This window comes from Paraburkholderia denitrificans (assembly GCF_042655705.1).
In the GTDB taxonomy this organism is placed as follows: domain Bacteria; phylum Pseudomonadota; class Gammaproteobacteria; order Burkholderiales; family Burkholderiaceae; genus Paraburkholderia; species Paraburkholderia denitrificans.
This window is the reverse complement of the sequence record NZ_JBHSMP010000007.1, coordinates 174,469-201,455: the sequence shown is the minus strand read 5'-3', so window position 1 is coordinate 201,455 and position 26,987 is coordinate 174,469. Positions and strand designations below refer to the sequence as shown.

General features: G+C 63.1%; 20 protein-coding genes. 10 read left to right on the top strand and 10 right to left on the bottom strand.

The features are described from left to right. Nucleotides 1-272: 272 nt before the first annotated feature. The 3 genes from ACFPTO_RS04200 to ACFPTO_RS04190 all read left to right on the top strand — a co-directional run bounded on the left by ACFPTO_RS04200 (nt 273) and on the right by ACFPTO_RS04190 (nt 4,962). On the top strand, nt 273-689 hold the full coding sequence (locus ACFPTO_RS04200) for a response regulator (RefSeq protein WP_377709676.1): 417 nt from the start codon (nt 273-275) through the stop codon (nt 687-689). Nucleotides 690-863: 174 nt separating this feature from the next. Further along, on the top strand, nt 864-1,067 hold the full coding sequence (locus ACFPTO_RS04195; protein ID WP_377709675.1) for a ribbon-helix-helix domain-containing protein: 204 nt from the start codon (nt 864-866) through the stop codon (nt 1,065-1,067). Between the two features lie 106 nt (nt 1,068-1,173). Next, a complete protein-coding gene (locus ACFPTO_RS04190; RefSeq protein ID WP_377709674.1) occupies nt 1,174-4,962 on the top strand; it encodes a chemotaxis protein CheB in 3,789 nt (1,262 codons plus the stop codon). Nucleotides 4,963-6,011: 1,049 nt separating this feature from the next. On the opposite strand, the gene ACFPTO_RS04185 is transcribed toward ACFPTO_RS04190, so the two are convergent. The 3 genes from ACFPTO_RS04185 to ACFPTO_RS04175 all read right to left on the bottom strand — a co-directional run bounded on the left by ACFPTO_RS04185 (nt 6,012) and on the right by ACFPTO_RS04175 (nt 6,941). Beyond that, complete coding sequence (locus ACFPTO_RS04185) at nt 6,012-6,269, bottom strand: hypothetical protein (protein ID WP_377709672.1); 258 nt, start codon at nt 6,267-6,269, stop codon at nt 6,012-6,014. A 27-nt stretch (nt 6,270-6,296) separates the two neighbouring features. After that, on the bottom strand, nt 6,297-6,563 hold the full coding sequence (locus ACFPTO_RS04180) for a hypothetical protein (RefSeq protein WP_377709671.1): 267 nt from the start codon (nt 6,561-6,563) through the stop codon (nt 6,297-6,299). Nucleotides 6,564-6,644: 81 nt separating this feature from the next. Then, the gene (locus tag ACFPTO_RS04175; protein WP_377709670.1) at nt 6,645-6,941 is read right to left on the bottom strand and encodes a hypothetical protein; all 297 of its coding nucleotides are present in this window, start codon (nt 6,939-6,941) and stop codon (nt 6,645-6,647) included. 455 nt (nt 6,942-7,396) lie between these two features. Between ACFPTO_RS04175 and ACFPTO_RS04170 the strand changes: the two genes are divergently transcribed. The 4 genes from ACFPTO_RS04170 (at nt 7,397) to ACFPTO_RS04155 (ending at nt 10,449) form a co-directional block, all read left to right on the top strand. Continuing rightward, nucleotides 7,397-8,116 carry a Crp/Fnr family transcriptional regulator gene (locus ACFPTO_RS04170; RefSeq protein ID WP_377709669.1) on the top strand — a complete coding sequence of 240 codons (720 nt, stop codon included), beginning with the start codon at nt 7,397-7,399 and terminating at the stop codon, nt 8,114-8,116. A gap of 267 nt (nt 8,117-8,383) precedes the next feature. After that, nucleotides 8,384-9,589, top strand: a complete 1,206-nt coding sequence (locus ACFPTO_RS04165) for a DesA family fatty acid desaturase (RefSeq protein WP_377709667.1) — start codon at nt 8,384-8,386, stop codon at nt 9,587-9,589. Nucleotides 9,590-10,003: 414 nt separating this feature from the next. Next, the gene (locus tag ACFPTO_RS04160) at nt 10,004-10,159 is read left to right on the top strand and encodes a hypothetical protein (RefSeq protein ID WP_377709666.1); all 156 of its coding nucleotides are present in this window, start codon (nt 10,004-10,006) and stop codon (nt 10,157-10,159) included. Between the two features lie 77 nt (nt 10,160-10,236). After that, on the top strand, nt 10,237-10,449 hold the full coding sequence (locus tag ACFPTO_RS04155) for a hypothetical protein (protein WP_377709664.1): 213 nt from the start codon (nt 10,237-10,239) through the stop codon (nt 10,447-10,449). Nucleotides 10,450-11,134: 685 nt separating this feature from the next. Here ACFPTO_RS04155 and ACFPTO_RS04150 read toward each other — a convergent pair. Then, nucleotides 11,135-11,386: a DUF1488 family protein gene (locus ACFPTO_RS04150; RefSeq protein WP_234775439.1), complete on the bottom strand. Its 252-nt coding sequence runs from the start codon at nt 11,384-11,386 to the stop codon at nt 11,135-11,137. A gap of 1,022 nt (nt 11,387-12,408) precedes the next feature. On the opposite strand from ACFPTO_RS04150, the gene ACFPTO_RS04145 reads away from it, so the two are divergent. Further along, nucleotides 12,409-12,606, top strand: a complete 198-nt coding sequence (locus tag ACFPTO_RS04145; RefSeq protein WP_377709662.1) for a hypothetical protein — start codon at nt 12,409-12,411, stop codon at nt 12,604-12,606. A gap of 64 nt (nt 12,607-12,670) precedes the next feature. On the opposite strand, the gene ACFPTO_RS04140 is transcribed toward ACFPTO_RS04145, so the two are convergent. Together ACFPTO_RS04140 and ACFPTO_RS04135 are read right to left on the bottom strand one after the other, a co-directional pair. After that, complete coding sequence (locus ACFPTO_RS04140) at nt 12,671-13,165, bottom strand: hypothetical protein (protein WP_377709660.1); 495 nt, start codon at nt 13,163-13,165, stop codon at nt 12,671-12,673. 96 nt (nt 13,166-13,261) lie between these two features. Then, complete coding sequence (locus tag ACFPTO_RS04135; protein ID WP_377709659.1) at nt 13,262-14,041, bottom strand: PRC-barrel domain-containing protein; 780 nt, start codon at nt 14,039-14,041, stop codon at nt 13,262-13,264. 349 nt (nt 14,042-14,390) lie between these two features. On the opposite strand from ACFPTO_RS04135, the gene ACFPTO_RS04130 reads away from it, so the two are divergent. Beyond that, nucleotides 14,391-14,813: a type II toxin-antitoxin system HicB family antitoxin gene (locus ACFPTO_RS04130; protein ID WP_238468847.1), complete on the top strand. Its 423-nt coding sequence runs from the start codon at nt 14,391-14,393 to the stop codon at nt 14,811-14,813. Between the two features lie 412 nt (nt 14,814-15,225). On the opposite strand, the gene ACFPTO_RS04125 is transcribed toward ACFPTO_RS04130, so the two are convergent. The 4 genes from ACFPTO_RS04125 to ACFPTO_RS04110 all read right to left on the bottom strand — a co-directional run bounded on the left by ACFPTO_RS04125 (nt 15,226) and on the right by ACFPTO_RS04110 (nt 17,895). After that, complete coding sequence (locus ACFPTO_RS04125; protein ID WP_377709658.1) at nt 15,226-15,399, bottom strand: CsbD family protein; 174 nt, start codon at nt 15,397-15,399, stop codon at nt 15,226-15,228. A gap of 414 nt (nt 15,400-15,813) precedes the next feature. Beyond that, nucleotides 15,814-16,131, bottom strand: coding sequence for a hypothetical protein (locus ACFPTO_RS04120; RefSeq protein ID WP_377709656.1), 318 nt, complete (start codon nt 16,129-16,131; stop codon nt 15,814-15,816). 290 nt (nt 16,132-16,421) lie between these two features. Next, complete coding sequence (locus tag ACFPTO_RS04115) at nt 16,422-17,246, bottom strand: PRC-barrel domain-containing protein (protein WP_377709654.1); 825 nt, start codon at nt 17,244-17,246, stop codon at nt 16,422-16,424. A 61-nt stretch (nt 17,247-17,307) separates the two neighbouring features. Then, a complete protein-coding gene (locus ACFPTO_RS04110) occupies nt 17,308-17,895 on the bottom strand; it encodes a BPSL1445 family SYLF domain-containing lipoprotein (RefSeq protein WP_238466454.1) in 588 nt (195 codons plus the stop codon). Nucleotides 17,896-18,219: 324 nt separating this feature from the next. Here ACFPTO_RS04110 and ACFPTO_RS04105 point away from each other — a divergent pair, with 324 nt between their 5' ends. Continuing rightward, entirely contained in the window at nt 18,220-26,937 is an 8,718-nt protein-coding gene (locus ACFPTO_RS04105) for a GH36-type glycosyl hydrolase domain-containing protein (protein WP_377709652.1), read from the top strand. The last annotated feature ends 50 nt before the right edge of the window (nt 26,938-26,987 follow it).

Sequence of the window (26,987 nt, the reverse complement as noted above, 5' to 3'; positions counted from 1 at the left end):
ACACAGCCTCGACCCACAAGAGCCACTCGACACGGTACGCGTTGAATAGCTGCTTCCAAAGCAGTAGCAGCCCGTTGAAGGAGGGTGTCGGTACGACGGAGGGTCGGCGAACCGGGTAGAAATCGCTGGCTCGTATGGCAATTCTCAGCAGAAACATCGCGGGCGAGCGCGATGCAATGTCCCAGCGCTCGCTTTGTTGTAAATCCATCGCTCCCCCTGGCACATGCTATGCGCCTCAGCGGGTAACCCTATGTCTACAACGAGGAAATGACATGGCTCGCTGCGGCATATGGACAAACCGATCGGTCAAATTTGCCGGGAGCATTCCGGCTGTGTTGGTCGTCGACGATAACGAGTCTTTAGGAGCTGCGCTGACGGCCGCGCTGGGACAGAGCGCCATGGACGCGCGCTTCGTGGCGAGCGGAATCCAGGCGCTGGTTTTCACCCGTCACTGGATGCCGGACGTCATTGTGCTAGACATCAATATGCCGCGGCATGACGGATTTTCGACCGCACGGGTACTCAGGCGGCTTGCGCCCACGCGCGGCGCGGTCATCGTGGCTCTCACCGCGCTCGATGAACACGAGGTTCTGGCCAGGGGTGTGCCGGTCGGCTTTGACGGATATTGCCAGAAGGGAGGGACGCCAGACGACCTTATAGGGATGATCCATGCGATGACCCACGCATGACGGGCGGCTTGAACGCCTGCCGCGCCGCAGATCAATCGGTTCGAATCAAAGCGATTGGCGGGGCTATAATCCGGGCAGGTGGCAATGTGTGGGGCAACGCTTGGCGGTTGCACATCAATCCCTGCGGATTGCACCCCGTGTCTTTCTCAATTCCGGCAAATGAAGGAGAGTGCCATGCCCGATGCGACTACACGTGTGCTTACCGCGCACGTCCCGCTACCCCTGGCAGAAAAGGTCGATCGACTTGCCGCACGTCTTGACCGCTCGCGCGGCTGGATCATCCGTCAGGCTCTCGCAGCCTGGATCGATGAGGAGGAAGCTCGCAGCAACCGGTCCCCTCACGCGCCGGAAAGCGCGGCTGCCCGGCGCGAAGCCTGAGAAGCCGCGAGACGCATCACCAACTATTGCCTGAAGAAAACGCTCACATGCGGCAATCGTTCCGCACGAGCAACGGCCAGACATCTATGGCATCACTGGAGACGACGTGACCCAATCTGCGACAGCGTCGGACGAATCGACGTCGCCAACCTTTCCGCTGGTCGGAATTGGCGCTTCCGCGGGCGGGCTCGAGGCGATCTCCGAACTCATGGCGGACATTCCAGTTGCCAGTGGCATGGCATTTCTGGTGGTGCAGCATCTGGATCCATCCCGTCACAGCATTCTTCCTGAGATCCTGGCCAGGCGCGTATCCATGCCGGTTGTTGAAGCCGCCGACGGCATGGATATTGAGGTCAACCACCTGTACGTCATTCCCGCGAACGCGAGCATGTCGGTTGCACAGCGCCGCATCCGGCTGCGCCCGAGAGACGCGACGCTCGGGCCACCGATGCCCGTCGATGACCTGCTGGATTCCCTCGCGGTGGATCAGGGTTCCAACGCCATCGGAGTGGTGCTGTCGGGCAGCGGTTCGGACGGCGCCCTGGGGCTGCAGGCAATCCAGCGGGAAGGTGGCATTACGTTTGCCCAGGACGAGGGGACAGCGCACTTCAACAGCATGCCGCACGCGGCGATCAGCAAGGGATGCGTCGATCGCGTGCTCGCCCCGCGTGATATCGCGAAGGAAATCATCGCAATCGGGCGCCACCCCTACCTGAGGTCAGTGCCTGCCGCCGCAACAGGCACATCGTCTGAGCCCGCTGAAACGAGTCTGCGCGCGATATTCCGCCTGCTCCGGCAGGCCTGCAATATCGATTTCAGCCGCTACAAGAATGGCACCGTCCAGCGCAGGCTCGCGCGCCGCATGGCGTTACAGCAGGTCACATCGGTGGCAGACTACGTCACCGTGCTGGAGTCCGACCCGGCCGAAACGCTCGCGCTGGGACGGGACCTGCTCATTCAGGTGACGGAGTTCTTCAGGGATCCTGATACATTCGAAGTCCTGACCCAGACAGTCTTTCCGCGCCTCGTTGCCGGCAAGGAATCCACCGACCCGTTCAGGATCTGGGTGCCCGGCTGTGCGACCGGCGAGGAGGTCTATTCCATCGCGATATGCCTGATCGAGTACCTCGGCGAGCATGCGGCAACCACGACGGTGCAGATCTTCGGCACCGATATCAGCGCGGAGGCGCTCGAAGTCGCACGCACAGGCCGGTACATCGAGAACATAGCCCGCAACGTGTCGCCGGAACGGCTGGAACGCTTCTTTGTGCGCGAGGGCGAGTATTACTGCATCGATAAACAGGTCAGGGACCTGTGCACGTTTTCGCGCCACGATGTGTTGAGCGATCCGCCGTTTTCGAGGATGGATCTCGTGAGCTGCCGGAATCTGCTGATCTACCTGAGTGGCCAGGCGCAGCGAAATGTCATGCCGCTCTTTCATTACGCGTTGAAACCCGACGGCGTGCTGATGCTTGGGCCCTCGGAGACGGTCGGTGCTTTCTCCGAACTCTTTGGTGTCATCGAAAACCGGCGCAGCAGACTCTACAGCAAGAAGCCACGGCTGGGGCCACCGGCGCAGGTTCGCCGGCATTCGCCGCGAACCGTGCCAGCTGCCCCTGCAGAAAGCGCACGGGAGAGCCGGTCCGAGCCGAGCGAAGCGTCGTCACTTCGATCCGAAGTCGACCGCATTACGCTTGCGCGGTATGCGCCATCTTCGGTGCTGTGTGACGACGACCTGAACATCGTCGAATATCGCGGTGATACCTCCGCCTGGCTGGTCAATCCCAGCGGGCCGCCCACCAGCAACCTCCAGCGGCTTGCGCGGCCCGAGGTTTACCTGGCCGTCAGCGAAGGCGTCAGGAAGGTCCGGCAGGACGGTGTGGTGGTGCGCACGACGGGGTTGCGCACGTCGGGAACGAACGGGCCGCAGACGGCGAGCGTGGAAGTCCATCCGGTCCAGACGGCAGGCATCGAGGGCCGCTGGTTCCTGATTTTTTTCGAGAGCGGGGCCAGGGATGCGGATGGTCCGGGCGGCCAGGTGCCCCTCAAGGCGCTGTTGCGGCAGGCGATCACTCAACGGCTGGGACGCCGGGTTGCCGCGCAACATCCTGATCCCAGGGACGAGGAAATTGCGCGCCTGATGACCGAACTGGGCGCGATGCGCACGCAGATCCGAACCATGCTGGAGGAGCACGAAAGCGCACGGGAGGAGCTCAAATCCAGCGAGGAAGAACTGCTCTCGAGCAACGAGGAATTCCAGAGCACCAACGAAGAACTCGAAACCGCCAAGGAAGAACTTCAGTCGCTGAACGAGGAACTGTCGACCACCAACGACGAGTTGCGCTACCGCAATCACGAACTCAGGGTGCTGCACGACGAAGTCGCACTTGCGCGCGACTATGCCGACGCAATCATCGACACGATGGCCGAGCCGCTGCTCGTGCTGGAATCCGACCTGCGCGTGACGCGGGCCAACCATGCGTTCTACAAGACCTTCCAGACGAGCGCCGAGGATACGATCGGTGCGCTGCTTTATACGCTGGGCAACGGACAGTGGAATATCCCGGGTCTGCGTGACCTGCTTGAGGAGGTCCTGCCTGAGCAGACTGTCGTCCGGAATTTCCAGATCACGCATGATTTCCCGCGCATTGGCGTGCGTACGATGCGGCTGAACGGCGCCCGTGTGATGGGGCGGGGCCAGGCGCGGATCCTGCTGACCATCGAAGACACGACCGAGCATCGACTCGCGGTGCAACGCCTGGAAACGGCCGATCACCAGAAGGACGATTTTCTTGCAATGCTCGCTCACGAACTGCGCAACCCGCTTGCGGCGATTGCCAACGCCGTCGAGGTTTGGGGGCACGAGAACATCGACCAGGAAACACAACAGCACGCGCGGGCGCTTGCGAGGCGCCAGCTTGATCACGAGATCGGCCTGGTTGACGACCTCCTGGATGTGTCACGCATTACACGCGGCATCATCAAGCTCAATGTGCAGCCCGTCAATCTCGTGGAAATCGTGCAGCACAGCGTTGCCGCGATGCGGGCAGAGATCGACGCACGCCGGCACAAGGTTACGCTCATCCTGCCGCCAGAGGTCCTGGCAGTCGAGGGCGATGCCATTCGCCTCGAGCAGATCGTGACCAATCTGCTCAGCAACGCCGTCAAATACACACCTCCTGAGGGCGCCATTGAGGTAACGCTCGTGCGCGATGTCGATGAGGCTGTGCTGACGGTCGCCGACAACGGCATTGGCATGGCCGCGGACTTTCTGCCGACCATCTTCACCCTCTTCGTGCAGGCGGAGCGTTCGCTGGATCGCACGTCCGCGGGATTGGGCCTGGGTCTCGCGCTCGTGCAAAAGCTGGTCGGACTGCATCACGGAACCGTTCAGGCCTCCAGCGCCGGCCCTGGCCGGGGCAGCACGCTCGTTGTCCGGCTTCCGGCGCCTTCGCATGTCAGGATGCCTCTATCATCAATCGCCGACGCGCCGCGGGAGCGCCCAGTCGTCGCGGCACAAAGAATTCTTGTCGTTGACGACAATCCCGATGCGGGCGAGAGCACCGCGATGGTACTCAGGCTCGATGGGCACGAGGTGAAGGTCGCCTCGAACGGTCCTTCCGCCTTGCAATGCGCGACGGACTTTCAGCCGGATGTCATTGTGCTCGACATCGGGCTGCCAGAGATGGATGGCTACGAAGTCGCGCGCCGGTTACGTGCGATGCCCCGGTTCGCGGATACCTTGCTGATTGCGGTGAGTGGCTACGCGGGAGAAGAGTATCGCGAACGCGCAAGGCAGGCGGGTTTCGATCACTATCTGGTCAAGCCGGCCGGCCTGACTCGTTTGAACCAGCTGATCGCATCCTCCCGTAGCGGTGGGCGGGCTTTTCAATAGCGATCTCTCTGACGCTTATCTATCGCCATGAGTCAGGGCCGGCTCTATAAAAGAAACTGCCGCGAGCCATGATTCCTTGCAGAGAGGAGCTTGGCGAACGGACGCTGTCGGACGTCAAGCTGCCGTTTCGATGACCGACTCATCCGTAAGCGAAGGGCTGCAACTGGCCGATCTGCGACGCCGTCTTCAACCCTTGGCGCCTCACTGCGTCCGTCGCGCCGCACAAGACAAAATCAACCGCGAAATACGGATACCCGCTGTTGGGTATGGGCCGATTATGTTCATCACGTTGGCCCAAGATGCATCCTACAAGCAGCGTCCGTCGGTCGCTGCGCATAATCCGGCACTGAGCCCCCTATCTGCGCAGCTTCGCATGTTGGAATCTCGGCCGACCCTCTTGTAGGCGTCCATCGCCCCGCTTATGCGGCGTAGACGGGCCGCTCGAAGCGAATCTGTTGCCGACCCACGTCACGGACCATAAACCCAATATTTGCAAGCCGATCCGACACGCGCCTCACTGTGGCTATATGGGAGAAGCGATGTGTCTACCTCACGCATCCAAAAACGCTTTCGGCTCTGGAGTGCTAGCTGAACCATCGCATTGCACGCGGCATGGGAACCGAGCTAACCGCAGAGCGCTATCGAGGGCTCGCGCCGTCAACTTGCCTGGTCCTTGCTGGCAAGGGCCGCAAGTTTGCGATGAGCGCCAAGCGGCGTATCAACGAGGCCGGGGAGCCGGTTGATTACTCGGCGTGTGACAGCCTCCAAGCCTACGTCACAAAGCTCAACAGGGATGCAGGGATACGCGGTGGATCGTCCCATTCGGGACGGCACTCGTTTGCCAGTAACCTCGTTGGGAAAGGGCACGATTGAGACGGTGCAGCAGCTTTTAGGTCATGCCGAACTGGAGCACGTTCGGCCCTATCTGGCCGTGTCCGATAAGAAATTACGGCAGATGTTTTGCGAAGCACGTGCTGGTTGACGCGAGCGGCGAAGCGGTTTGCGCGCTGGTCAATGCGCTGCTCGAGACTGCGAACTTTGTCGGTGACTCAGATCACGTGGCGCGATCGGGAATCACGTGGACCGAGCATCTCGTCAATCGCAAACTGGCCAGCGATCTCAGCGATGAGCCAGGCCCACCGGCGCGAGAACGGCCCATTGCGTACCGGTACGCGCGCACCAGTCGGGGAAAGCTGTTTTGGCGATACTGCGCACTCGACGCGAAACGACGCGTCGAACATGTCGGCCGACGTGGGGACGAGGTCGACATGGATTTCGCAACCGCGGTATTGAATCGTCCGTTGCATGGTCACCTCCGGATAGTACGATTGGGTTTAGCCGGGTAAATAGCGCTCGCAAGACCGGAGTAACCCTTCAGCATGCTTGAGACCTCGATCGATCGCTTCCTTTCGGTCTGGGTATCCCTCCTTTTCAACCGAGCGGAAATGATGCGCGCCCGAAAATGTCCGCTTGCCACCACCCGGGACAATTTCACCCCAGAATCCGAACATCTCGGATTCGCCTGGAGGACGTCCGAAGCCGCGGTTGATGACGAATACGTCGACGTAGACGTCGAATAGACCCATCGGGAAACAGTTCATGACCGACTCCGTTCAGTATGCGACCTCGCCCCGGCGGTCTTGAGCGACTCAGCCGGTTGCGGACAATTGCGGACGCGGTCGTCAGGTTGATTCCGTGGTGCCGGGTGCTCCGGCGGTAGAGCGCAGTGCAGTGTTAGCCGCGATCAGCAGCCCCGCATCATGTGCGTGTAGAACCATGTCGACTGCGTTGAAAGCATGTAACAGATCTTTCTGACCGTACTTCGTTATCCTGCCGGCCTCCGAGATCGTCTCGGCCTCCTTTCTGAGCCGTCTGACGAGCTTGGTGGCGCAGCGGCTATCGAGGGCCCCTTCGTGGACGAATCCGCAGATCTGTATTGTCAGTGCCACCAGTGTCGCTTCGGCTGTGTTGTTGTTCACGTGATGGACGCTGCCCCTATGATGTTGCCTGGCCATAAAAACCTCCATGTGAGATCCGCTTTCGTTTGGGACAGGCGTGAACCGGTCGCGCAATGTATTGCTGAAGGGACAGGTAACCCGATTCGGGTGGAAGCCGGAGGCAGCCTCGGTGAGGGTGAACTTCTGAAGTGCGCACCGATTGGAATGCATCTGTTCAACAGAGTTAGAATAAGGTGGATCTGAGCGGCAGTCGGTACGGCATCGGACGGTGCGGTTATCTTGTTACGCCGCTGCTGTCGCGCGTCAGCATCACCCATGGATGCGCCCCCTATAAGTTGAGATCCAGCTGGGCGGAGCATGCGCATCGAGGGCGGCACGCCGACGGGCGGCTTGGCATTTTTTTCCGAAACCTGGAGTGATCACGCGATACGCCCTTCGGGGTCGCGGGTTCTGGTACGGATGCCTTGGAGCAGGACATGACGGACGAACAGCGGTTGAGCGGGAATCACTTGCTCTCGGTCCTGCCTGCGGCCGAGTGGGAACGCCTCTCGCCGCATCTGGTGCAGGTGGACATGCCGCTGGGGCAGGTTGTCTACGAATCGGGTGACCGCCTCGCCCACGTCTATTTCCCGACGACTTCTATCATCTCCCTGCTGTACGTGATGGAAGACGGCGCATCGGGGGAAATTGCCATCGTGGGCAACGAAGGGATTGTCGGCGTCGCCATTTTCATGGGAGGCGAAACGACGCCCAGCCGCGCGGTCGTCCAGAGCGCGGGCAAGGCGTACCGTCTCGACACCCGCCTGCTCAAGGAGGAGTTTTGTCGGGGTGGTCCGATGCAGCGGCTGCTCCTGCGATATACCCAGGCGCTTATCACGCAAATGGCACAGACCGCCGTGTGCAACCGCCATCATTCGATCGATCAACAGTTGTGCCGCTGGCTGCTGCTGAGCCTCGACCGCCTTCCGTCCAACGAACTGAAAATGACCCAGGAGCTGATCGCCAACATGCTGGGCGTACGCAGACCGGGCGTCACCGAAGCGGCGATGAAGCTGCAGGAAGCTGGATTGATCCGCTATAGCTACGGCCACATCGAGGTACTGGATCGGTCCGGGCTCGAGAAGCGCGTCTGCGAGTGTTACGGCGTGGTGAAGCGCGAATTCGACCGCCTGCTACCCGACCTGAAAGCGCTGTGAGGGCCGGGAGCGCCGCTTGCTCGAATAGCTCCCATCACTGCTTGTCCGTGTAACCGGGCATCGTCGGTACGTTAACGTACCGAGAACGCTCTCAAGAACCCGCATTGTAGAAAGACGTATTCGTGCACCAAATGGCGCGCGAGGGGGCCAGGATCCCATGGCGCAACAGAGGAGATCCAGAGCCGTACCTTGCATGACACGAATCCTCATGCTGTCGTGCTGCCGAATCGCGCCAGACGGCTCCGCCCAGGGCGGAAAGAAGGTCATTTGTTCAACGATTTACTAAAATTTCTCTCCAGCGGCTTGCTTGCGCTTTCGTGGTGGCAGATTCTCCTCGCCCTGCTCGTGATGACGCACATTACGATCGTCGACGTGACGCTGTATCTTCATCGTTGCCTCGCGCATCGCGCACTCGATCTGCATCCGGCCGTTCGCCATTTTTTCCGCTTCTGGCTGTGGATGACGACGGGCATATCGGGCAACGAGTGGGCAGCGGTGCACCGCAAGCATCACGCGAAGTGCGAAACGGCCGATGATCCGCATAGTCCGCAAATGCTGGGTATTTGCAAAGTCGTCTTTGAGGGATCGGAGCTGTACACCGCGCAAGCCAGGAACGAGGAGACCTTGCGCAAGTTCGGCTATGGCATGCCGAAGGACTGGCTCGAGAGACACGTCTATACGAAGTACCGGAACCTGGGCGTGAGCTTGCTGATGGTGATCGACGTCGCGCTGTTCGGCGTGGCCGGCGTGTCGGTCTGGGCGGTCCAGATGATGTGGATTCCGTTCTGGGCGGGCGGCGTCGTCAACGGCTTCGGCCATTTTCGGGGCTACCGCAACTTCGATACCGACGACGCGAGCACGAACGTGATTCCGTTCGGCATTGTGATCGGCGGCGAGGAACTGCACAACAACCACCATGCGTATCCCACGTCCGCGAAGCTGTCGAACAAATGGTACGAGCTCGATGTGGGCTGGATGTATATCCGGACCCTGGCAGCGCTGAGGCTTGCGACAATCAGGAAGGTGGCGCTGGCGCCGTCCCTGATCGAAGGCAAGAGGACGGTCGATGACGCTACGCTGCGAGCGGTACTTTTCCATCGTCATGAGGTCATGGCTTCCTATGTGAAGTCAGCCGAAATCGGATGCGAGCAGGAGTTGGCGAGGGCGGGGCACCTCAGTGGTCGCGAGAAGCTTCGTCTTCGGCGCGGCGTGCGCCAGCGGCTCCGGCTGCAGGCGCAGGTGAGCCGCGGCAAACCGGGTCGGGTGCTGCCGCTTGCCGACGCGTGGGACCGCAACTCGACGCTGCGCACCTGCGTCGAACTGCGCCAGGAACTGTCGGCTATCTGGGAACGCTCCAGCGCGTCGCAGGAACAGTTGCTCAGGCAGTTGCAGGCGTGGTGCCAAACGGCGGAGCAGAGCGGCATTCAGGCACTCGAAGAATTCTCGCTGCGCCTGCGCCAGTACGCGCAGTAGCGGTCACACGATTGTCTTTTCCGCGTCGAGCTGCCGGAATTGTCCAATGCCGTACAGAGGCGCGTGCCGATTTACGGAATGATTGATGCATTGCAGATGCATCGGATGCCATGAATTGTTGATCAATGCCGGAACTCAATCAGGGCCGGCAGTCCGTCCTGAAAGACGGAAACGGGAAGGCCGGCGAAGCGTCGGCTTTTTCATGAAGAGTGTATGACGAATGCGCTGAAGCACGACGGCATGCAATGGCAGGGATCGTGGCTTCGAGTGCGTCGGTCTCCGTCGCGGTCTATCTTCGAGCGCGCATGCCGCGCACTTATCCGTAGCGTGGCGTCAACGGGCCGACGGGCACCCGCGTATTCCTGCGCCGCCTACAATTGGGTCATGGGTCGGGCGATCCATGAGGAGGCTTCCATGTCTCAGTCGATGATTGGTTTTGTTGTTGGTCTGGTGGTCCTCGCGATCGTCGCGTTCGCACTGGTACGCCGGTATATGGTTGACCATCCGGACGAAAGTGTGATCCAGTGGATGGACTCACATCACATGCGGTGGATGCATCGCAAGCACTAGCCGGTTCTTGCTGCAAAAGCGAAAACGGCGCGTGCGGTGGGCAGCCCGCTAATGGCGCCCGCCGAGGGGAGATCGCCATGAACAGGCCGTACATCACAGTCGAAACGATCCTCGAACTGTTTCGCTCAACCGCCGATGAGCCTCCCGGCGCGTCCGCACCCGCTGGTTCCCTGCTGTGGCTGGCCGATTTCCTCGCTCGTGAGCATGCAACGATGAATGCCGGCGACTGGGACGCTCTTGTTCGCGTTGGCGCCCAGCTTTGGCGAGCCCAGGCAGTACCCGAGATGTAGGATGGGGCGCCGAGAATGCGATGAGAGGACCAGGAAGCGAAACCCCGCGCGAGCGGGGTTTCAGAGTGCTTCGCTTAGTGGTGGCAGCGTGTTTCCCAGTGGTGATGTACCTTCACCTTTTGGCATCGATGATGGTTATCCGCAAATGCGGAAGACATCGAACCCATCGCGACGGCGGCGATCACCAGGGAAAATAGGGTTTTTTTCATGTCGTATCTCGGTTGACTTGTTGGACATTCGTCACTGCTTGGCGTTGCGCCGCACGCTAGATTACAAGAAAAAGCCCCGGAAGGTTAGGCCCGGGCCTGGTTCCCGCCACACCTCGATCTGAGGCAGCGGGCTCTGCGGGTTGGGTCAGCGAGAAAACGGGCACTCCGCAGTCATCCCGGCACGCAGTCATCCCGGCGCGTTCAGGGCGTTGGAATGGCAGGTCTTCCCGTGTGCGCCACGCCACTACCGGCTATGCCGCGCATTTTCGGGAAATGGTTCGCTGCGCCGACGACAGAGAGGGCGAATCGCGTCGAGGTACCGGACAGGCCCGGACTCGAAAAGCGCGTCTGTGAGCGTTACAGCACGGTGAAGTGTGATTCGACCGTTTGCTGCCCGATCTGAAGGGGCGCTGTGATGAGCGCTGCGCGAATGGTGCCCCTCGCCGGCGCGGCAATCCGGCGACAGACCTCATCATTCACGAGATTGTGTACTTGTTCTGAGGGCCGCCTTTATAGAGGGTTCGGGCGAGCTCCAGAATCTGGTCGCGGTAGCGGTCGAAAGTTGCGAGCAACGAGGACTCGTCAGAAACGATATCGGGGTTCAGCTTCGCCAGCATCGCATCGTCGACCAGAAAGACAATCTCGCGAGCTTTGTCGTAGCCCCAAAAGCACACGGAGCGCCTGGAAGCGTCGTAGATTCGACTGGGATTGGGAAAGTTGAGCACCACGCTGCCTTTTTCGATCTACTCACCGGGACGGATATATCGCCACTTGCTCGCGTTCACATTGATGCGGGCGTCCATCTCGAGCCGCTTCTGGGCGCGTTCGCCTTCTGCTTTCTCCCGTGAAGAGACGCGGGCCCTTTCCTGGATAACGTAGTCGCTCTGGCTCACGGGCGAGGTCGAGTGCAGTCTGATTGATTTTGGCATAGCGGCTCCAATAGAAAACTACATAATTTCTGCGCAGATGCAGCGACGGACTGTCGTCGGCAGCGCCTGAAATGAGCGGCGTGATCGAGAGTTTGCGAGCGTATCGCGGATACAGCCTCTCCTGCGCCCCGAGTAGCGGGGCGAGCATGACGGCGCTCGCCTGGACCTGTGCTCGTTCAGATCACGGAACACTGTGAGTTGATTAGCTCATTGCAATCGGCGCAGCTCAGACATTGTTTGGAGAACTGCCGCGAGCGCGTGAAACGCACAAAACGCAAACGAACCACCCCCGGACTGACTGTCGCACGAAAGTTGTCGCCACGATGGCGGGATTCTTGTGGTGTACTTTATGAGGAATCCTGACGATAGAATCACTCTCAGGGCGTCGATGTCGAACTGGCAGCGGCAGCACATTGCATGTAAGAAGGATGCGCCTTTTATCAACGCGATGCAAGTGAGATCGCGAAAACGCTGTTTCAGTTGCATCTCGCCATGCTCCTTGATGGGAGGCGTTCGTGTTCCGGCTACGGCTATAGGCGTGATCGTGACGAAGCAGGAAGGAGTTGAACCGGCGCCGCACCCAGCGGAGACGCGGGCTCAAGGAAGGCGTTTTGTTGCGCATTCAATGTCATCGGGCAAGCCGAGTAGCCGGGTCATCCGTAGCGCCCCTGATAGTCCGATAGCGTACAGACGTGCTTCCCGAATGGTTGAACGATGGAACCGTGTTACGCGCATCGAATGCGTGAAACCGGCCTTGGCGCTTGAGATGTTCTATCGCCGAAGTCGTTGGGCAAAAGGAACATGAAATGAGGACGAACCGTGTGAACGCAGACGTGCTGGCAGAAAGCAGAAGGCTGGCGTTCGACGTTAGCAACGCAGCGGACGACGGCATGCGCAATGCGCCGGAAGACGGAGCTTTGCATGAGGTGGCTGGCCAGCAACGCAGCGATACGCGGGATCGGAAGCAAAGGAAGGATCCGGGTAAGTTTGGGGCCGTGACGAACATGACGAATTCATGAGCGGCGTCTGATCAGCATCACTCACGAGGAGTTCGCAAAGATGACGCAATGCTATGCGGGAAGGTCACACGATGACGCAGTGGCCGCACGCGCGGGACAGCGGAAGGCAGCGCAGGAGCAGGCTGGCGGCGACATGGCGGTAGCCGGAACTGAAGCGGACGCGCAACACAGTTGCGGCGAACTGACGGCGCTCGGCAAGGCAGTCTGGCGCCAGGGAAGCGGCATCGACGGTGGCGGCATGGTGCTTGTGCCGGTGCGACGCCAGCGTTGACGCGACGTTCTTCCGCGCAGAAGCACTTCGCCGTGTCGTTCGGCGATTCGGCAAACGAATTAACCATGCTCCAGAAGGCGACCGCCCCCGTGCTTGACCACCTTGTAGCACTCGCAAGCCTGCGCAGAGCCAGCGACAGATCAGCTGCGAAATTGAGTGATGCCGGTTGCAGACGGCCGTCTGCGCCATCTGCGTGATGAGCGCTTGGGTGTAGCGCAGGAAAAGGCGCCCGCCGAGCGGGCCATTGTTACCAACCACGGCGATTCCTGCCGATGCGCCGTTTTCCATGCGCCAGCCAGCGGGCGTGCCAGACACTCATTTGTAACGTCGCGTGTACCTGTCCGGCGAGTCGGCATCCGGATCGCCGGTCAGGCGGCGGGGCGGTTATTCAGCTTCCGACCAATATCCTTCGCGGTTGTAGAACTCGTGTAGCGCCACCTCGTAGCTTCGATGAACGGGTACCGAGTCGTCGTAGGCCGGGCTACGCTGGATCGTATCGCGCGTGAGCGAAGTCGATACGGTTGCAGCGAACCAGTCGACGAGTTCGATCCAGCGCGTGGCAATCAGGACTTCCTTTCCGCCGGGCCACCAGTTGCGCGTATCGACCAACAGGTAGCGCAGTGCCCACGCCCGATCGTCGAAGATGAAACCCGACACATGGCCGATGGTTCCGTCTATCGTCTCGATGTGGTAGCCCCTGACTTCGTCGGTGCTGCGTAAATGGACGTCCGGCAACGCCCGGTTGGTGTGCAGGGTGGGGCGCGCCGGGGCGGGCGCCGTGAGCTCCGGCGCAACGGTATCGAACGCGGGCCAGGCGCCCATGCCCCACAGATTCGGCCCGCCCCAATAGGTCGGATAGCTGTAGTAGTGCAGGTACTCGATTTCGTGTTGCCGCGATACCGGCTTGTGCGTGTCGAGCGTCGGACTGTCACGTACCTGCTGTCGCGTGAGATTCACATGAACCGTGTTCGATGACCAATCCACGTGCTTGAGCGAGTATGGAGAAATGAGCACCTGCCTGTCATGGAGCCAGTCTCCGGTGTCGACCACAAGGTAACGAATGCCCCACGCCTCGTCGTCGAAATAAACCTGATTGATGCTGCCGATGTCGCCGTCCGAGGCACGTACGGTGCATCTGTGCAGATCCTTTATGCTTGGCAACATGACGCCTCCATGATGTCGAAGCCGGCACCTCGGTGGCATTCGACGCACCGGCCGCGAGGGTCGAGCACGAGGGCGAAGCCCGGCAAGCTCCACATCAATGTTCGTCTGGGCATGATCCTCTCCTCGGTATGGGACGATGCCTCTGACGCTACGCGCGATTGAATGCCGATGCGGTACGACACCGTACAAATTCGTTCTCCGATGTGGTGCGTCACGTGCTGGAACTTTCGCGCTACACGTCTTGATGTCGGACGCACGAAAGTCCTGCACCGTACAGACGCGCATCGGCATCGACCGCAAGATACGCATTCACACGAGAAGCTTCTCTCGGGTCAGCGCGGAGACGACTGTGCACTATCCCCTGTATGTTCAACGACGTGACGGGCAAGGCTATCGCGGCGTGTTCGCGGATTTTCCATGGGTCGAAGTGGAAGGGCGCACGTTTGACGATCTGGCGGTAAACGCCGAGCGTCTCGTGCAACGCATGTATCACCGCAGCGAGCACATCCTTCCCGCTCCGACCAACGACATGTCGGCACTGCAGGCGCTCGATATGGACGATGGAGAAGGCCTGTGGATGTTCGTCGATATCGATTTGACGAACGTTCAGTCGCATTCCGTGTTCGTACAGATTTCCCTTCGCAGGAGCGTGCTGCAGGAGATCGACCTTGCTGCGCAACGGCGCCATATCGGCAGGTCGGCTTACATCGCACTTGCCTGTTTTCATGAACTGGCGCACGCGGGCGATGCAGGAGCGCTTCGGCGCTTTTAAAGAACTCGCGCGTCTGGCCCAGCGAAGGCGTAACCAGGGCGTATTGTTTATCTATCGTCTTTACCGGTAGAGGGGGCTGTGAAAGAAACGTTCGCGCGATGATGGCGGACACTTCTGATAAAAACCTTTCAGATCCTGGGGAGTTTTTTCCGCAACTCGACGCAGATAAGGGGCGCTTCGCCGGTATCGCAGCCTGGTTGATTCTTGCCACGCCACTGATTTAAGGTGGATCGCGAGCTGCAAGGCTGCCCTCGACGGCTTTGTCGGTGTTGCGTTCGCTCTTGCCGTTGCAGGTTGGCTGCCACCCGGGATGGCGGGTACGAACGATTTCTGCGGCGGGTAGATTCCCGCCGCAGTGGGTGGCCCGGGTCGACCTTGTTGGAATAGGTGTCTATGATGAGATCGTGATCCGTCAGGACTTTTTGATAGCTTCCTTTGCGTCGCCCAGGCTCTTTCTCGCCTGGCCGGCCGCTTGCTGGATATCGCCCTTGACTTCCTGTTTCGTGTTGCCCGTGACCCGGCCAATGGTTTCATTCGCCTTGCCCTTTACCTTCTCTGCAGTTCCCTTGACTTGATCCTTGTTCATGGTGAATCTCCAATGACAATGGATGCTCGAAAGAGCAATCCGGCACGACACGACGAGGCGAGTTTGTCCTCTATCTCCTAGTCGCGGTGTTCCTGGTAGTCGCCCCCGCCATGGTGGTCGTTGTCATCCCGGACAGGAAAGAAGCATGCGCTCAGGCTGGTAATCAGTGACAGCAGGATCAGTGCCCATATCAGTGTTCGACTTTCCATGCCCGTTCCTTTCTGTATGATTCGCACCGGCATCCGCGCTATCCCACCTTGTTGGACCGTACTCAGTACGGCACCGTACCGGTTCGAAGCGCTAACCTGCCGTTACCTGCTCACTCAATATACGCATATCGCAACCGGCGCGGCGCTCGAGTCTTGCGAGCCACCGAGGCCGCGTTGCCGGCGCGTGGGTGTGGCGCCATGCGATTCAACGCTTGGGCCCTCTCATACCTTCGGTCTCCATGGCCGCATTGCGCTCCTCGCTGGCCTCGATGGGTTCCATGGCTTCATCGATGGACGCTGCCGCGCGCTCCGTGGCTGCCTTCGTTTCGTCGACGGTGGCGCCAGATTCGCCGTCTTCGTTGCGCGGGGGGGTAAGCATATCTGCAAGCATGGCATCAAGCTCCGGGGTGTCCCACGGAGCGCCTTGCCTGGTTTTATTTTTTATGTAATGCCTGATTTCCGCGTCTTGATCTGGAGTCAGGGGAAGAGCGCGAAAAGTGCTTTGGGGATTGGCGTCGGTCATGGTAGTGCTCTCTGAGTTGGTGCTATTTCGCGTGTAGACCCTTTTCAGCCAGAAGACGTCAACTTCCGATCCGTGAATTGATTAGCGTTTCACGCATCAATATTACATCGCAGTCCGATATAAATGACCCGATGAATAGTATTCCGGGTCGCGAAGCGGCATGGTTTCGTCCCGCCGCTTACCGGCATTGGCATTGCGCAAGATATTCAGGCACAGAATCACGGTGCGCGCGAGTTTGAATGAAGTCGGTACGGTACCGTACTGCGTTTCAGGGCAAAGCCGTGTTGAGCTTACCGCCGGGCGTTGCGCATGGATTCGGCAGACGATGCCGGATCGTCGCGCGACCAGTACCCCTCCTTGCCATAGTATTCATGGAGCCCAATTTCATAGCTGCGAGGAACGGGCGTCTTCCCGTTGTATGCCGGGCTGTGCCGGATGGCCTCGCGGGTCAGCGTGGTGGATACGGTGGACGCGAACCAGTCGACCAGCGCGATCCACTGTGTGGCCACCAGCACTTCCTTGCCGCCGGGCCACCAGTTGTGTGTATCGACGCACAGGTAGCGAATGACCCACGCTTCATCATCGTAGATAAAGTCGCAGACGTGGCCGACGTTGCCGTCGACTGTCTCGATGTGATAGCCCTTCACCTCATCCGTGCTGCGCAGATGGAGGTCGGCTGGCGGATCGACGTGTGGCTGACCGGTGCGCGCGGATGGCTCTGGCGCGAGGCCTGTTGCGGCATCGTTCGCGTTGAAGGCCGGCAAGGCGTCCATACCCCAGAGGTTCAGGCCGCCCCAATAGTTCGGATAGCTGTAGTGGCGCAGATACTCGATTTCATACTGGCGTGACACTGGCTTGTGCGTGTCGATGTTCGGGCTGTCCCGCACCTGCTGCCGCGTGAGGTTCACAGGGATGATGTTCAATTCAGCGTCGGCGCGCTTGATCGAATATGGAGAAATCAGAACCGGGCGATTGCTGAGCCAGTTGCCTGTTTCGACCACCAGATAGCGCACGCCCCACGCTTCGTCGTCGAAATAAGCCTGTTCGACCGTGCCGATGTCGCCGTCGAGTGCGCCAACCGTGTAGCCGTGCAGGCCCTTGATGCTGCGTAACATGACTTCTCCTCGCAATTCGAAGAGGGGCAGGGATGCACGCCATGCCCCATGCGGCCGGCGGTTACAGCGACTTGAGCCGATTGACCTTGGTGCCGTCAAGCGAGGCACCGGCCATCAATCCGCTGTTGGTCAGCACGAATGCATCCACCTGTCCCGTTGCGGTGCTGGTATCGATAGCGCCGTTCGCGCCGATTTTCAGTACCGCGACCGACGCGTCGCCGCCTGCCGACCATCCGTCGGAACTGCGGAACCGGGCGAGTGAGTCTTCGGTCATGAACAGAAAGACGATTGCACGCGATTGCGCGCCGATCTGCCAGCCGATCGATCCGGTTGTCGTGCTGTAATAGCCGACGGTGCGCCCGTGCACGCGCAGCGAGCCTTCGCCGTACTCCGCGCCGACAATGAAGCCGGCATCGATGACCGACGGGAAAATCAGCACGCCGCGCGCCTTTTCAACGAGTTCCCGTGAGCCGTTTGCCGCGCCATAGAGGCGCGAGAGGGTGGAGTCTACGCCCGCGTCGATGCCATGGCGCTTGGCGGCCTGGTCACTGCTGACGTCGGACGGGCTGGTAGTGGTGCAGCCGGAGAGCGCCAGCCCGAGTGCGAGGATCGACCCGGGCGTGCTCCATATGAATGTTCGTCTTTGCACGATCCTCTCCTGGTGGATGACGACGTGTTCGACACTACGCCGTCATAACGGACGACGCGGTACGACAGCGTACAAACTGCGCAGTTCCGGATCCGTTTCTGCGAACCGGGGCCCGTTCCGGGGCCCTTTCGTTGCGGCCGGCGATGACGGTCTCGCACCGTACAGACACGTGGTCGCACAGGCCGGAAGATAACGGTTGGGCACCGATGCCGAACACGCAATACTAAAGGATTCCTATGCAATATCCTTTGTACGTTGGTCTAGCCGACGCCAGGCGATACGGTACAAGCGCCTTACAGGGCTCTGCTAAAAAGGGATAGTGCGATGATTCGGTTCTCACACGGCTTGCGGCGCCGCACGGCGCCGTCTCCATGGCACAGCACCACGCCGGTGCGCGAGCAACTGTTCGGCGAAGAGCGGCTCGCGCAGCATGCGCGCAGCCTCGCCGGCGCACAACCGATCTCGGAGAAAGCGTCTGCCGGCCCCTCGCTTGCCGCGAGGCTCAGGGACGACGCGAGCCATCTGTTGCGAGCCTACGAAGCGACGGTGGTGGCGGCGGAGAGCGACGAAACGATCACGCCGGCGGCGGAGTGGCTGCTCGACAACTATCATCTGGTCGAAGAGCAGGTTCGGCAGATCCGCGACGACCTGTCACCCAGTTACTATCGGCAACTGCCCAAGCTGAGCGCCGGCCCGTTTGCCGGCTATCCGCGCGTATTCGGTCTCGCGTGGGCATTCGTCGCTCATACCGACAGCCGCTTCGATCCCGATCTGTTGTGCCGGTTCGTGCTGGCTTACCAGAGCGTACAGCCGCTGACGATCGGCGAATTGTGGGCCGTGGCAATCACGTTGCGCATCGTGCTGATCGAGAACCTGCGGCGCCTCGCGGACGAGATTACCGATGGGCGCATCGCGCGGCTCGACGCCGACGCAATGGCCGATCGTCTGCTCGGCGCGGGCGGACACGCGCCCGAAGCCGTCGAGGTGCTCGTGGCGCGCTACGCACGCTCGGCGCTGTGCGACACCTTCGCGGTGCAGCTTATCCAGCGGCTGCACGATCAGGACCCCGACACGACGCCGGCGGTAACGTGGCTGCGCGCGCATCTTGCCTCCCGGCACACTACGGCGGAGCGGATCGTGAGCGCGGTGCATCAGCAGCAGGGCGCGGCCAGCCTGACGGTGCGCAATGTGATCACGAGCCTGCGTCTGATCTCCGATGTGGACTGGAGCGATCTGTTCGAGCGCATCAGTCCCGTCGACGAGATCCTGCGCACCTGTCCCGGCTTCGTCGACATGGACTTTCCGACGCGCAACCTGTACCGCGGCGCAATCGAAACGCTGGCGCGCGGTTCGTCGCTGAGCGAACCCGATATCGCGCGTCGTGCCGTCGGCGCCGCTCAGGCCGCTCAGGCCGATGCGCCGGCCGCCGGCGCGCAGCAGGACCGTGCCGCCGATCCCGGCTATCACCTGCTGGCGGCGGGCCGCCGCGCGTTCGAGACGGCGATCGGCTATCGCCCGCCGGCGGCGGTATGGCTGCGCCGGTTCACGCGCCATGCCGGTCTCGGCGGTTACGTCGGCCGCATCGTGTTGTTCGCCGCGCTGCTGCTGGGCGGCATGTTGATGCTGCTCGCCGGTCTCGCTCCGTTCTCGCGCGGGTGGATCTGGCTCGGTCTTGCCGGGTTGCTGCCTGCGCTCGACGTGGCGGTGGCGGTGGTCAACCGGGGTGTCATGCGCGAGGTCGGGGCGGTCGTGTTGCCGGGTCTCGCGCTGCGTGACGGAATTCCCGCGGCCTTGCGTACCGTGGTGGCCGTGCCGACGCTGCTGACCACCGAAGCCGAACTGGCCGCGCAGATCGAGCGGCTGGAGGTGCATCATCTCGCGAGCGGGGGCGGCGAACTTTATTACGCGCTGCTGTCCGACTGGACCGATTCCCCCGCCGCCGAAGCCGACGGCGACGACGCGTTGCTCGCGGCCGCCGCCGCGGGCATCGAGAAACTGAATCGGCGCTATCCCGCCACGCCGCTGGGGCCGCGTTTCCTGCTGCTGCATCGGCGGCGCACCTGGAATGCGGAAGAGGGCGTGTGGATGGGCTGGGAGCGCAAGCGGGGCAAACTGCACGAGTTGAACCGGCTGCTGCGCGGCGCGTCGGACACCTCGTTCGTCGCGCTCGACGCCCGCCTGCCTGCCGTGCCGCCGCAGGTCCGCTACGTGATCACGCTCGATGCGGACACCCGCTTGCCGCGCGATACGGTGCGCCGTCTGATCGGGAAAATGGCGCACCCGCTCAACCGGCCGGTTTTCGACCCGCGCAGCCAGCGCGTCGTCGAAGGTTACGGCGTATTGCAGCCGCGCGTGACGCCTTCGCTGTCCGTCGGTGCCGAAGGCTCGCTGTTTCAGCGCGTTTGGTCGAGCCAGAACGGGATCGATCCTTATGCGGCCGCCGTATCGGATGTCTACCAGGATCTTCTCGACGAAGGCTCGTACGCGGGCAAGGGCATCTACGATGTCGACGCCTTCGAGCTGGCTCTCGCCGGCCGGGTGCCGGAGAACACGATGCTCAGTCACGATCTGTTCGAAGGCGTTTTCGCGCGGGCAGGGCTTGCCTCGGATATCGAGGTGGTCGAAGCGTTTCCGGCCCGCTACGACGTTGCCGCCGCCCGTCAGCATCGCTGGGCGCGCGGCGACTGGCAATTGCTGCCCTGGCTGGCCTCGGTGCACCTGCGGCCCGACCTGGCACTGCGGGCCACGGCTCGCTGGAAAATGCTGGACAATCTGCGCCGCACGCTCACGGCCCCCGCAGCCTTTGTCGCGCTGCTGGCCGGCTGGACCTTGCCGCTGCCGGCCGCGCTGCTCTGGAGCGCTTTCGTGGTGGCGACGATCGGCTTGCCCGTGCTGCTGCCCGTACTGGGCGCACTCGTGCCGCGCTGGAGACGCTCGCAGGTGAAAATGACGGCACGCAGCCTGCTCTACGTCTGGCTGGCGGACCTGAGGCTCGCACTGGCCCGAACCGGCTTGTCGATCATCTTTCTGGCGCAGCAGGCGGCGTCGATGAGCGATGCCATTGCGCGCACAACGTTTCGCGTGATGGTCAGTCACCGGCATCGGCTCGAATGGACGACGGCGGCCGAAGCCGGTGCGCGCGAGCGCCCATCGCTTTACCAGACACTCGTGCGGATGCGCGGCGGCATCGCGCTTGCGCTACTTGGTGCGGCGGCCAGTGCGTGGGTGGCATGGCGATCCGGCAATCATGGCGCGTGGGCGGGGATTCCGTTCGTGCTCGGCTGGCTGGCGTCGCCTGCCGTCGCGCACCGGTCGAGCGTCGCGCCGCGAGCGGCGGGCGATCTCGCCGTCACGCCGGAGGACGCCCGCCAACTGCGCCTTCATGCGCGCCGCACGTGGCGCTATTTTGAGACCTTCGTCACGGCCGCCGACCAGATGCTGCCGCCGGACAATTTTCAGGAGGATCCGCGTCCCGTCGTCGCGCATCGCACCTCGCCGACGAATATCGGGCTTTATCTGCTCGCGACGGTCAGCGCGCGGGAGTTCGCCTGGCTCGGTACGCTCGACGCCGTCGACCGGCTGGAGACGACGTTGGGCGCCATGGGGCGCCTGCCGCGCTATCGTGGCCACTTCTACAACTGGTACGCCACGCAGGATCTTTGTCCGCTGGAGCCGAAGTACGTCTCGTCGGTCGACAGTGGCAACCTTGCCGGCCATCTGATCGCGCTCGCCAATGCCTGTCGCGCGTGGGCGGCCGAGCCCCCCGGCGTGGAGCCGTGCGCGCCCGAGGGTGTCGGCGACAGCCTCGCGCTGCTCTGCGGCGCCGTGAGCCAGAACGCCGGGACGCATCCACGCGGCGCCCTGCATGGCGAATTCGAGCAGGCGGCGGGCGCGTTGCAGGGTACGCTAAAGGGCGCGATGCCAGGCCCTGGACCGGCCGGCACGGCCGCGTCCGGTGGCGCCGCGGCCGCGGCGCCGTCCGCATGGCCGGCGATGCAGCTGTCGGCCGCAACGGTGGCCGACATCGCGCGCGCCCTGGTCGACGAAACCGGCGACGCCCAGGACGGCACGGGCGACGATGTGCTGTTCTGGGCCGATGCGCTCGAACAGGCGATTCACAGCCATTGCCGCGATAGCGCATGCACGCCGGAATCGGCGACGCTGGGCGCGCGCCTGAACGCGCTTGCCGATACGGCGCTGCACATGGCGAATGCGATGGAGTTCGGCTTCCTGCTGGACCCGGTGCGCAGTCTGCTGTCGATCGGTTACGCGGTTGCCGAGGGGCGGCTCGATCCGGGCAGCTACGATCTGCTGGCGTCCGAGGCGCGGCTGGCGAGTTTCGTGGCCATCGCCAAGGGCGACATTCCTGCGCGCCACTGGTTCCGGCTGGGCCGCGTCGCGACGCCGGTGGCGGGCGGTGCCGTGCTGGTCTCGTGGTCCGGGTCGATGTTCGAGTACCTGATGCCGTCGCTGGTGATGCGCGCGCCGGCCGACAGCCTGATCGCGCGCACCAGCGGCCTCGTCGTGCGCAAGCAGATCCGCTATGGAGCGGCGCTGGGCTTGCCGTGGGGCATCTCCGAATCGGCCTATAACGCGCGGGATCTCGAATTCACCTACCAGTATTCGAGTTTCGGCGTTCCTGATCTCGGTCTCAAGCGCGGTCTCGGCCACGACGCCGTGATCGCGCCGTATGCGACTGCTCTCGCAGCGATGGTCGCGCCCGGCGCAGCCGCGCGCAATTTCGAGTGTCTGGGCGCGGCGGGGGGCTGCGGCCGCTTCGGCTTCTACGAGGCGCTCGACTATACGCCCGCGCGCGTGCCCGAAGGCCAACAGGTCGCGGTGGTGCGCGCGTTCATGGCGCATCATCAGGGGATGTCGATCGTCTCGATCGCCAACGCGCTCCTCGGCGGGCGCATTCGTGCGTTCTTTCACGCGGAGCCGGCCATCCAGGCCACCGAACTGCTGTTGCAGGAGCGTATGCCGGGGCGGGTGGCGGCCGCGCATCTGCGGGTCGACGAGAAGCGCAGCGTCGGGCCGATACGCGGCGGCGGGCCGGATATCGTGCGGCGCCTGGTGTCGGCGGGCGATCCGTCGCCCGCGACCCATCTGCTCTCCAATGGCCGCTACACGGTGATGCTCACCTCGGCCGGCTCCGGCTACAGCCGCCGGGACGATCTGGCCGTCACCCGCTGGCGCGAGGATGCCACCTGCGATGACTGGGGGAGCTACCTGTATCTGCGCGACGTCGCGAGCGACGCATGGTGGTCGGCCGCATGGCAGCCGGCCGGCGTGGTGCCGGACAGCTACGAAGTGAACCTCACGGAGGACCGCGCGGAGTTCGTCCGGCGCGATGGCACGCTGACGACCTCGCTCGACGTCGTGGTGTCGCCCGAGGAGGACGCGGAAGTGCGGCGGGTGTCGGTGACCAATGGCGGCGCGCGCGAGCGCATCATCGAGTTCACGTCCTATGCGGAGATCGTGCTGGCCCTGCCGGCCACCGACGAGGCGCATCCGGCGTTCGCGAAGCTGTTCGTCGAGACCGAGTATCTGCCCGGGTCGGCGGCCATTCTGGCGACGCGGCGCCGCCGCGAGACGAACGAGCCCGAGGTCTGGGCCGCGCATCTGGCGGAAATCGCGGGCAATGCCGTCGGGGCCGCCGAAGTCGAAACCGACCGCGCCCGCTTTATCGGCCGGGGGCGCAGCGTGCACTCGCCGCGCGCCCTCGTGGGCGCGCGCCCGCTCGGCAATTCAGCCGGCGTGGTGCTCGACGCCGCGTTCGTGCTGCGCCAGCGTTTGCGCATCAGGCCCGGCGAGACCGGTAGCATCGCATTCTGGACCATCGTCGCCGATTCGCGCGGGCAGTTGCTGGATCTGGTCGACAAGCATCGCGACGGGGCGTCGTACGCGCGGGCGGCGATGCTTGCGTGGACCCAGGCTCAGGTGCAACTCCGTCATAACGGGGTGAGTCCCGACGAGGCGGCGCTGTTCCAGCGGATGGCCGGGTACATGCTGTACAACGATGCGTCGCTGCGGCCGGGTTCCGACGCGCTGCTGCGCGGCGCGGCAGCGGTGGCCGCGGCGGGCGGCGTGGGTGTCGCGCCGCTCTGGGCGCACGGCGTGTCGGGCGACCTGCCGATCCTGCTGGTGCGCATCGACGACATCGAACACATGGCACTGGTGCGGCAACTGGTGCATGCCCACGAGTACTGGAGCATGAAACGGCTCGCAGTCGATCTCGTCATCATCAACGAGCGTGCGTCGTCGTATGTCCAGGACTTGCAGGCCGCGCTCGAGGCGCTGGTGCGCTCCGGGCAGGCGCGGTCGCCGCTCCCGGGTGCTGCGCGCGGCGCCATCTTCGTGCTGCGGGCGGACTTGATGTCGGGCGCCGCGCGTGCGCTCTTTCCGGTGGCCGCGCGCGCCGTGCTGGCGGCGCGCAACGGTCGTTTGGCGGACCAGTTGCGGCGGCTGGCAAGCGCACCGCCGCCGCCGCGCGTCAGGCCATTGCCTTTGCCCGCAACCGTGCCCGCACCGGTGCCGCCGACACCGGCGCAACCCGGCGCCGGACTGGAATGCTTCAACGGCTTCGGCGGCTTTGCGAACGAGGGCAGGGAATACGTGACGATCCTTGCCGCCGGGCAATGCACGCCGATGCCGTGGATCAATGTCGTCGCCAACCCGCTATGCGGCTTTCTGGTGTCGGCCGAGGGCAGCGGCTACACGTGGGCGTCGAACAGCCGCGAGCACCAGCTGACGCCGTGGTCCAACGATCCGGTGAGCGACCCGTCTGCCGAGGCGTTTTACGTTCGCGACGACGATAGCGGCGTGTTGTGGGGGCCGCAGGCGAATCCGGTGCGCGACACCTCGCCAGGTGCGGCGCCCTATATCGCACGTCACGGCCAGGGCTATAGCCGCTTCACGCATACGGCCGAAGAGGTCGAGCTCGAATTGCTGCAATTCGTGCCGCTCGACGATCCCATCAAGATTTCCCGTCTGACACTGCGCAACCTGTCGAGCCGGATACGCCATCTTTCGGTGACGGCTTATGCCGAATGGGCGCTCGGTGCGTCGCGCGCGCTTGCCGCGCCGCATACCCGCACCGCGATCGACGCGCAGACGGGGGCGATGTTTGCCAGCAACGGCCGGGCCGAGGCCTCGCGTGAGCGCGTGGCTTTCGCCGATCTGGGCGGAAGGCAGCATGCCTGGAGTGCCGACCGGCGCGAGTTCATTGGCCGCAACGGGAGCTTGAGCGATCCGGCCGGGCTGGCCGCCGCGCCGTTGTCCGGGAAGGTCGGCGCGGGGCTCGATCCGTGCGCGGCGCTGCAAGCCGGGATCGAGCTCGCACCGGGCGGCGTGGCCGAGGTGGTGTTCCTGTTAGGCGAGGCTGAATCGCCGCAGGCCGCCCGGCAACTGATCGTCCGCTATCGCGACGCCGATCTCGACGCGGTGCTCGCAGCCGTGACGGCGTTCTGGGACGACACGCTCGAAACCGTTCAGGTCAAGACACCGGACCGCGCAATGGATCTGCTGCTCAACCGGTGGCTGCTGTACCAGACGCTGGCTTGCCGGATCTGGGCGCGCGCGGGGTTTTATCAAGCGAGCGGCGCTTACGGCTTTCGCGATCAGTTGCAAGACGGCATGGCGCTCGCGCTTGCGCGGCCCGCGCTGACCCGCGAGCATCTGCTGCGGGCAGCGGGGCGACAGTTTGCGCAGGGCGACGTGCAGCATTGGTGGCTGCCCGAAAGTGGCGCCGGCGTGCGCACGCATATTTCGGACGATCGCGCGTGGCTGGCTTACACCGTGGCTCAGTACGTCGAGGTGACGGGCGACCGGGAGATTCTCGACGCGGCGGTGCCGTTCCTCGAAGGCAGGCCGCTGGCTGTGGGTGAGCATGACGCTTACTTCACGCCGGGCGTGTCAGAGACCTGCGCGCCGTTGTTTGAGCATTGCGTGCGCGCGCTGGAGCAAAGTCTCGAGCTGTTCGGCGTGCACGGCTTGCCGCTGATGGGCACCGGCGACTGGAACGACGGCATGAATCGGGTTGGCGAGGCGGGGCGTGGCGAAAGCGTCTGGCTCGGCTGGTTTCTTCACGCCACGCTGTCGGCCTTCGCGCCGCTCGCTCGCGCACGCGGCGACGGCCAGCGGGCGGACCGCTGGCTGTCGCGCGCCGAAGCCCTGCGCAAGGCGCTCGAAAGCGCGGGATGGGATGGCGAGTGGTATCGGCGCGGCTACTTCGACGACGGCTCGCCGCTTGGATCGGCCGGCAACGACGAATGCGCGATCGATGCCATTGCACAATCGTGGTGTGTGCTGTCCGGTGCCGCGAATGCGGGGCGGGCCGGCCGCGCCATGGAGGCGCTGGACACACGGTTGATTCGCCGCAAGGACGGCCTCGCGTTGCTGTTCACCCCACCGTTCAATCATGCGGCACCTGATCCCGGCTATATCAAGGGATATCCGCCAGGCATCCGGGAAAACGGCGGCCAGTACACGCATGCCGCGGTGTGGTCGGTGCTGGCCTTCGCGAAGATGGGTGACGGCGATCGCGCCGCAGATCTGTTCGCATTCCTTAATCCTGTCAATCGCAGCCGGATGCGAAGCGGAGCGAACCGCTACAAGGTCGAACCCTATGTGGTGGCGGCCGACGTCTACTCGGCCGCGCCCCACGTGGGGCGCGGCGGCTGGACGTGGTATACGGGATCGGCCGGGTGGATGTATCGCGCCGGCATCGAAGGGCTGCTCGGCTTGCGCAGGCACGGCGCGCAGCTGTCCATCGAGCCCTGCGTGCCGAAGCGATGGCCGGGTTTTACCGCGGTGTTTCGGCACGGCGCGGCTCGGTACGACATCGCGGTGAACAATCCGCACGGGGTCAGCCGCGGCGTGCGCGGCATCGTTTTGGATGGCGTCGCGCTCGCACCCGGCAACACGGCGGTGCCCCTCGTGGACGACGGCGCCCGCCACCAGGTGACGGTGACGCTGGGCGAGCCCCTCGATGTCGACCCGGTGGCGGCACCGGAGAGCGAGGCAGCATTCAGACGCCGGTGAGCGGAGGGTTCTTGTGTGGTGGAGTGTGTCCGCGCGTGATGGGTCCAGTC

Coding starts and splice junctions, on each gene's coding strand:
- ACFPTO_RS04200 (WP_377709676.1), top strand. CDS start 273: ATGGCTCGCTGCGGCATATGGACAAACCGATCGGTCAAATTTGCCGGG.
- ACFPTO_RS04195 (WP_377709675.1), top strand. CDS start 864: ATGCCCGATGCGACTACACGTGTGCTTACCGCGCACGTCCCGCTACCC.
- ACFPTO_RS04185 (WP_377709672.1), bottom strand. CDS start 6,269: ATGCAACGGACGATTCAATACCGCGGTTGCGAAATCCATGTCGACCTC.
- ACFPTO_RS04180 (WP_377709671.1), bottom strand. CDS start 6,563: ATGAACTGTTTCCCGATGGGTCTATTCGACGTCTACGTCGACGTATTC.
- ACFPTO_RS04170 (WP_377709669.1), top strand. CDS start 7,397: ATGACGGACGAACAGCGGTTGAGCGGGAATCACTTGCTCTCGGTCCTG.
- ACFPTO_RS04160 (WP_377709666.1), top strand. CDS start 10,004: ATGTCTCAGTCGATGATTGGTTTTGTTGTTGGTCTGGTGGTCCTCGCG.
- ACFPTO_RS04155 (WP_377709664.1), top strand. CDS start 10,237: ATGAACAGGCCGTACATCACAGTCGAAACGATCCTCGAACTGTTTCGC.
- ACFPTO_RS04140 (WP_377709660.1), bottom strand. CDS start 13,165: ATGGAAAACGGCGCATCGGCAGGAATCGCCGTGGTTGGTAACAATGGC.
- ACFPTO_RS04135 (WP_377709659.1), bottom strand. CDS start 14,041: ATGTTGCCAAGCATAAAGGATCTGCACAGATGCACCGTACGTGCCTCG.
- ACFPTO_RS04125 (WP_377709658.1), bottom strand. CDS start 15,399: ATGAACAAGGATCAAGTCAAGGGAACTGCAGAGAAGGTAAAGGGCAAG.
- ACFPTO_RS04120 (WP_377709656.1), bottom strand. CDS start 16,131: ATGACCGACGCCAATCCCCAAAGCACTTTTCGCGCTCTTCCCCTGACT.
- ACFPTO_RS04115 (WP_377709654.1), bottom strand. CDS start 17,246: ATGTTACGCAGCATCAAGGGCCTGCACGGCTACACGGTTGGCGCACTC.
- ACFPTO_RS04105 (WP_377709652.1), top strand. CDS start 18,220: ATGATTCGGTTCTCACACGGCTTGCGGCGCCGCACGGCGCCGTCTCCA.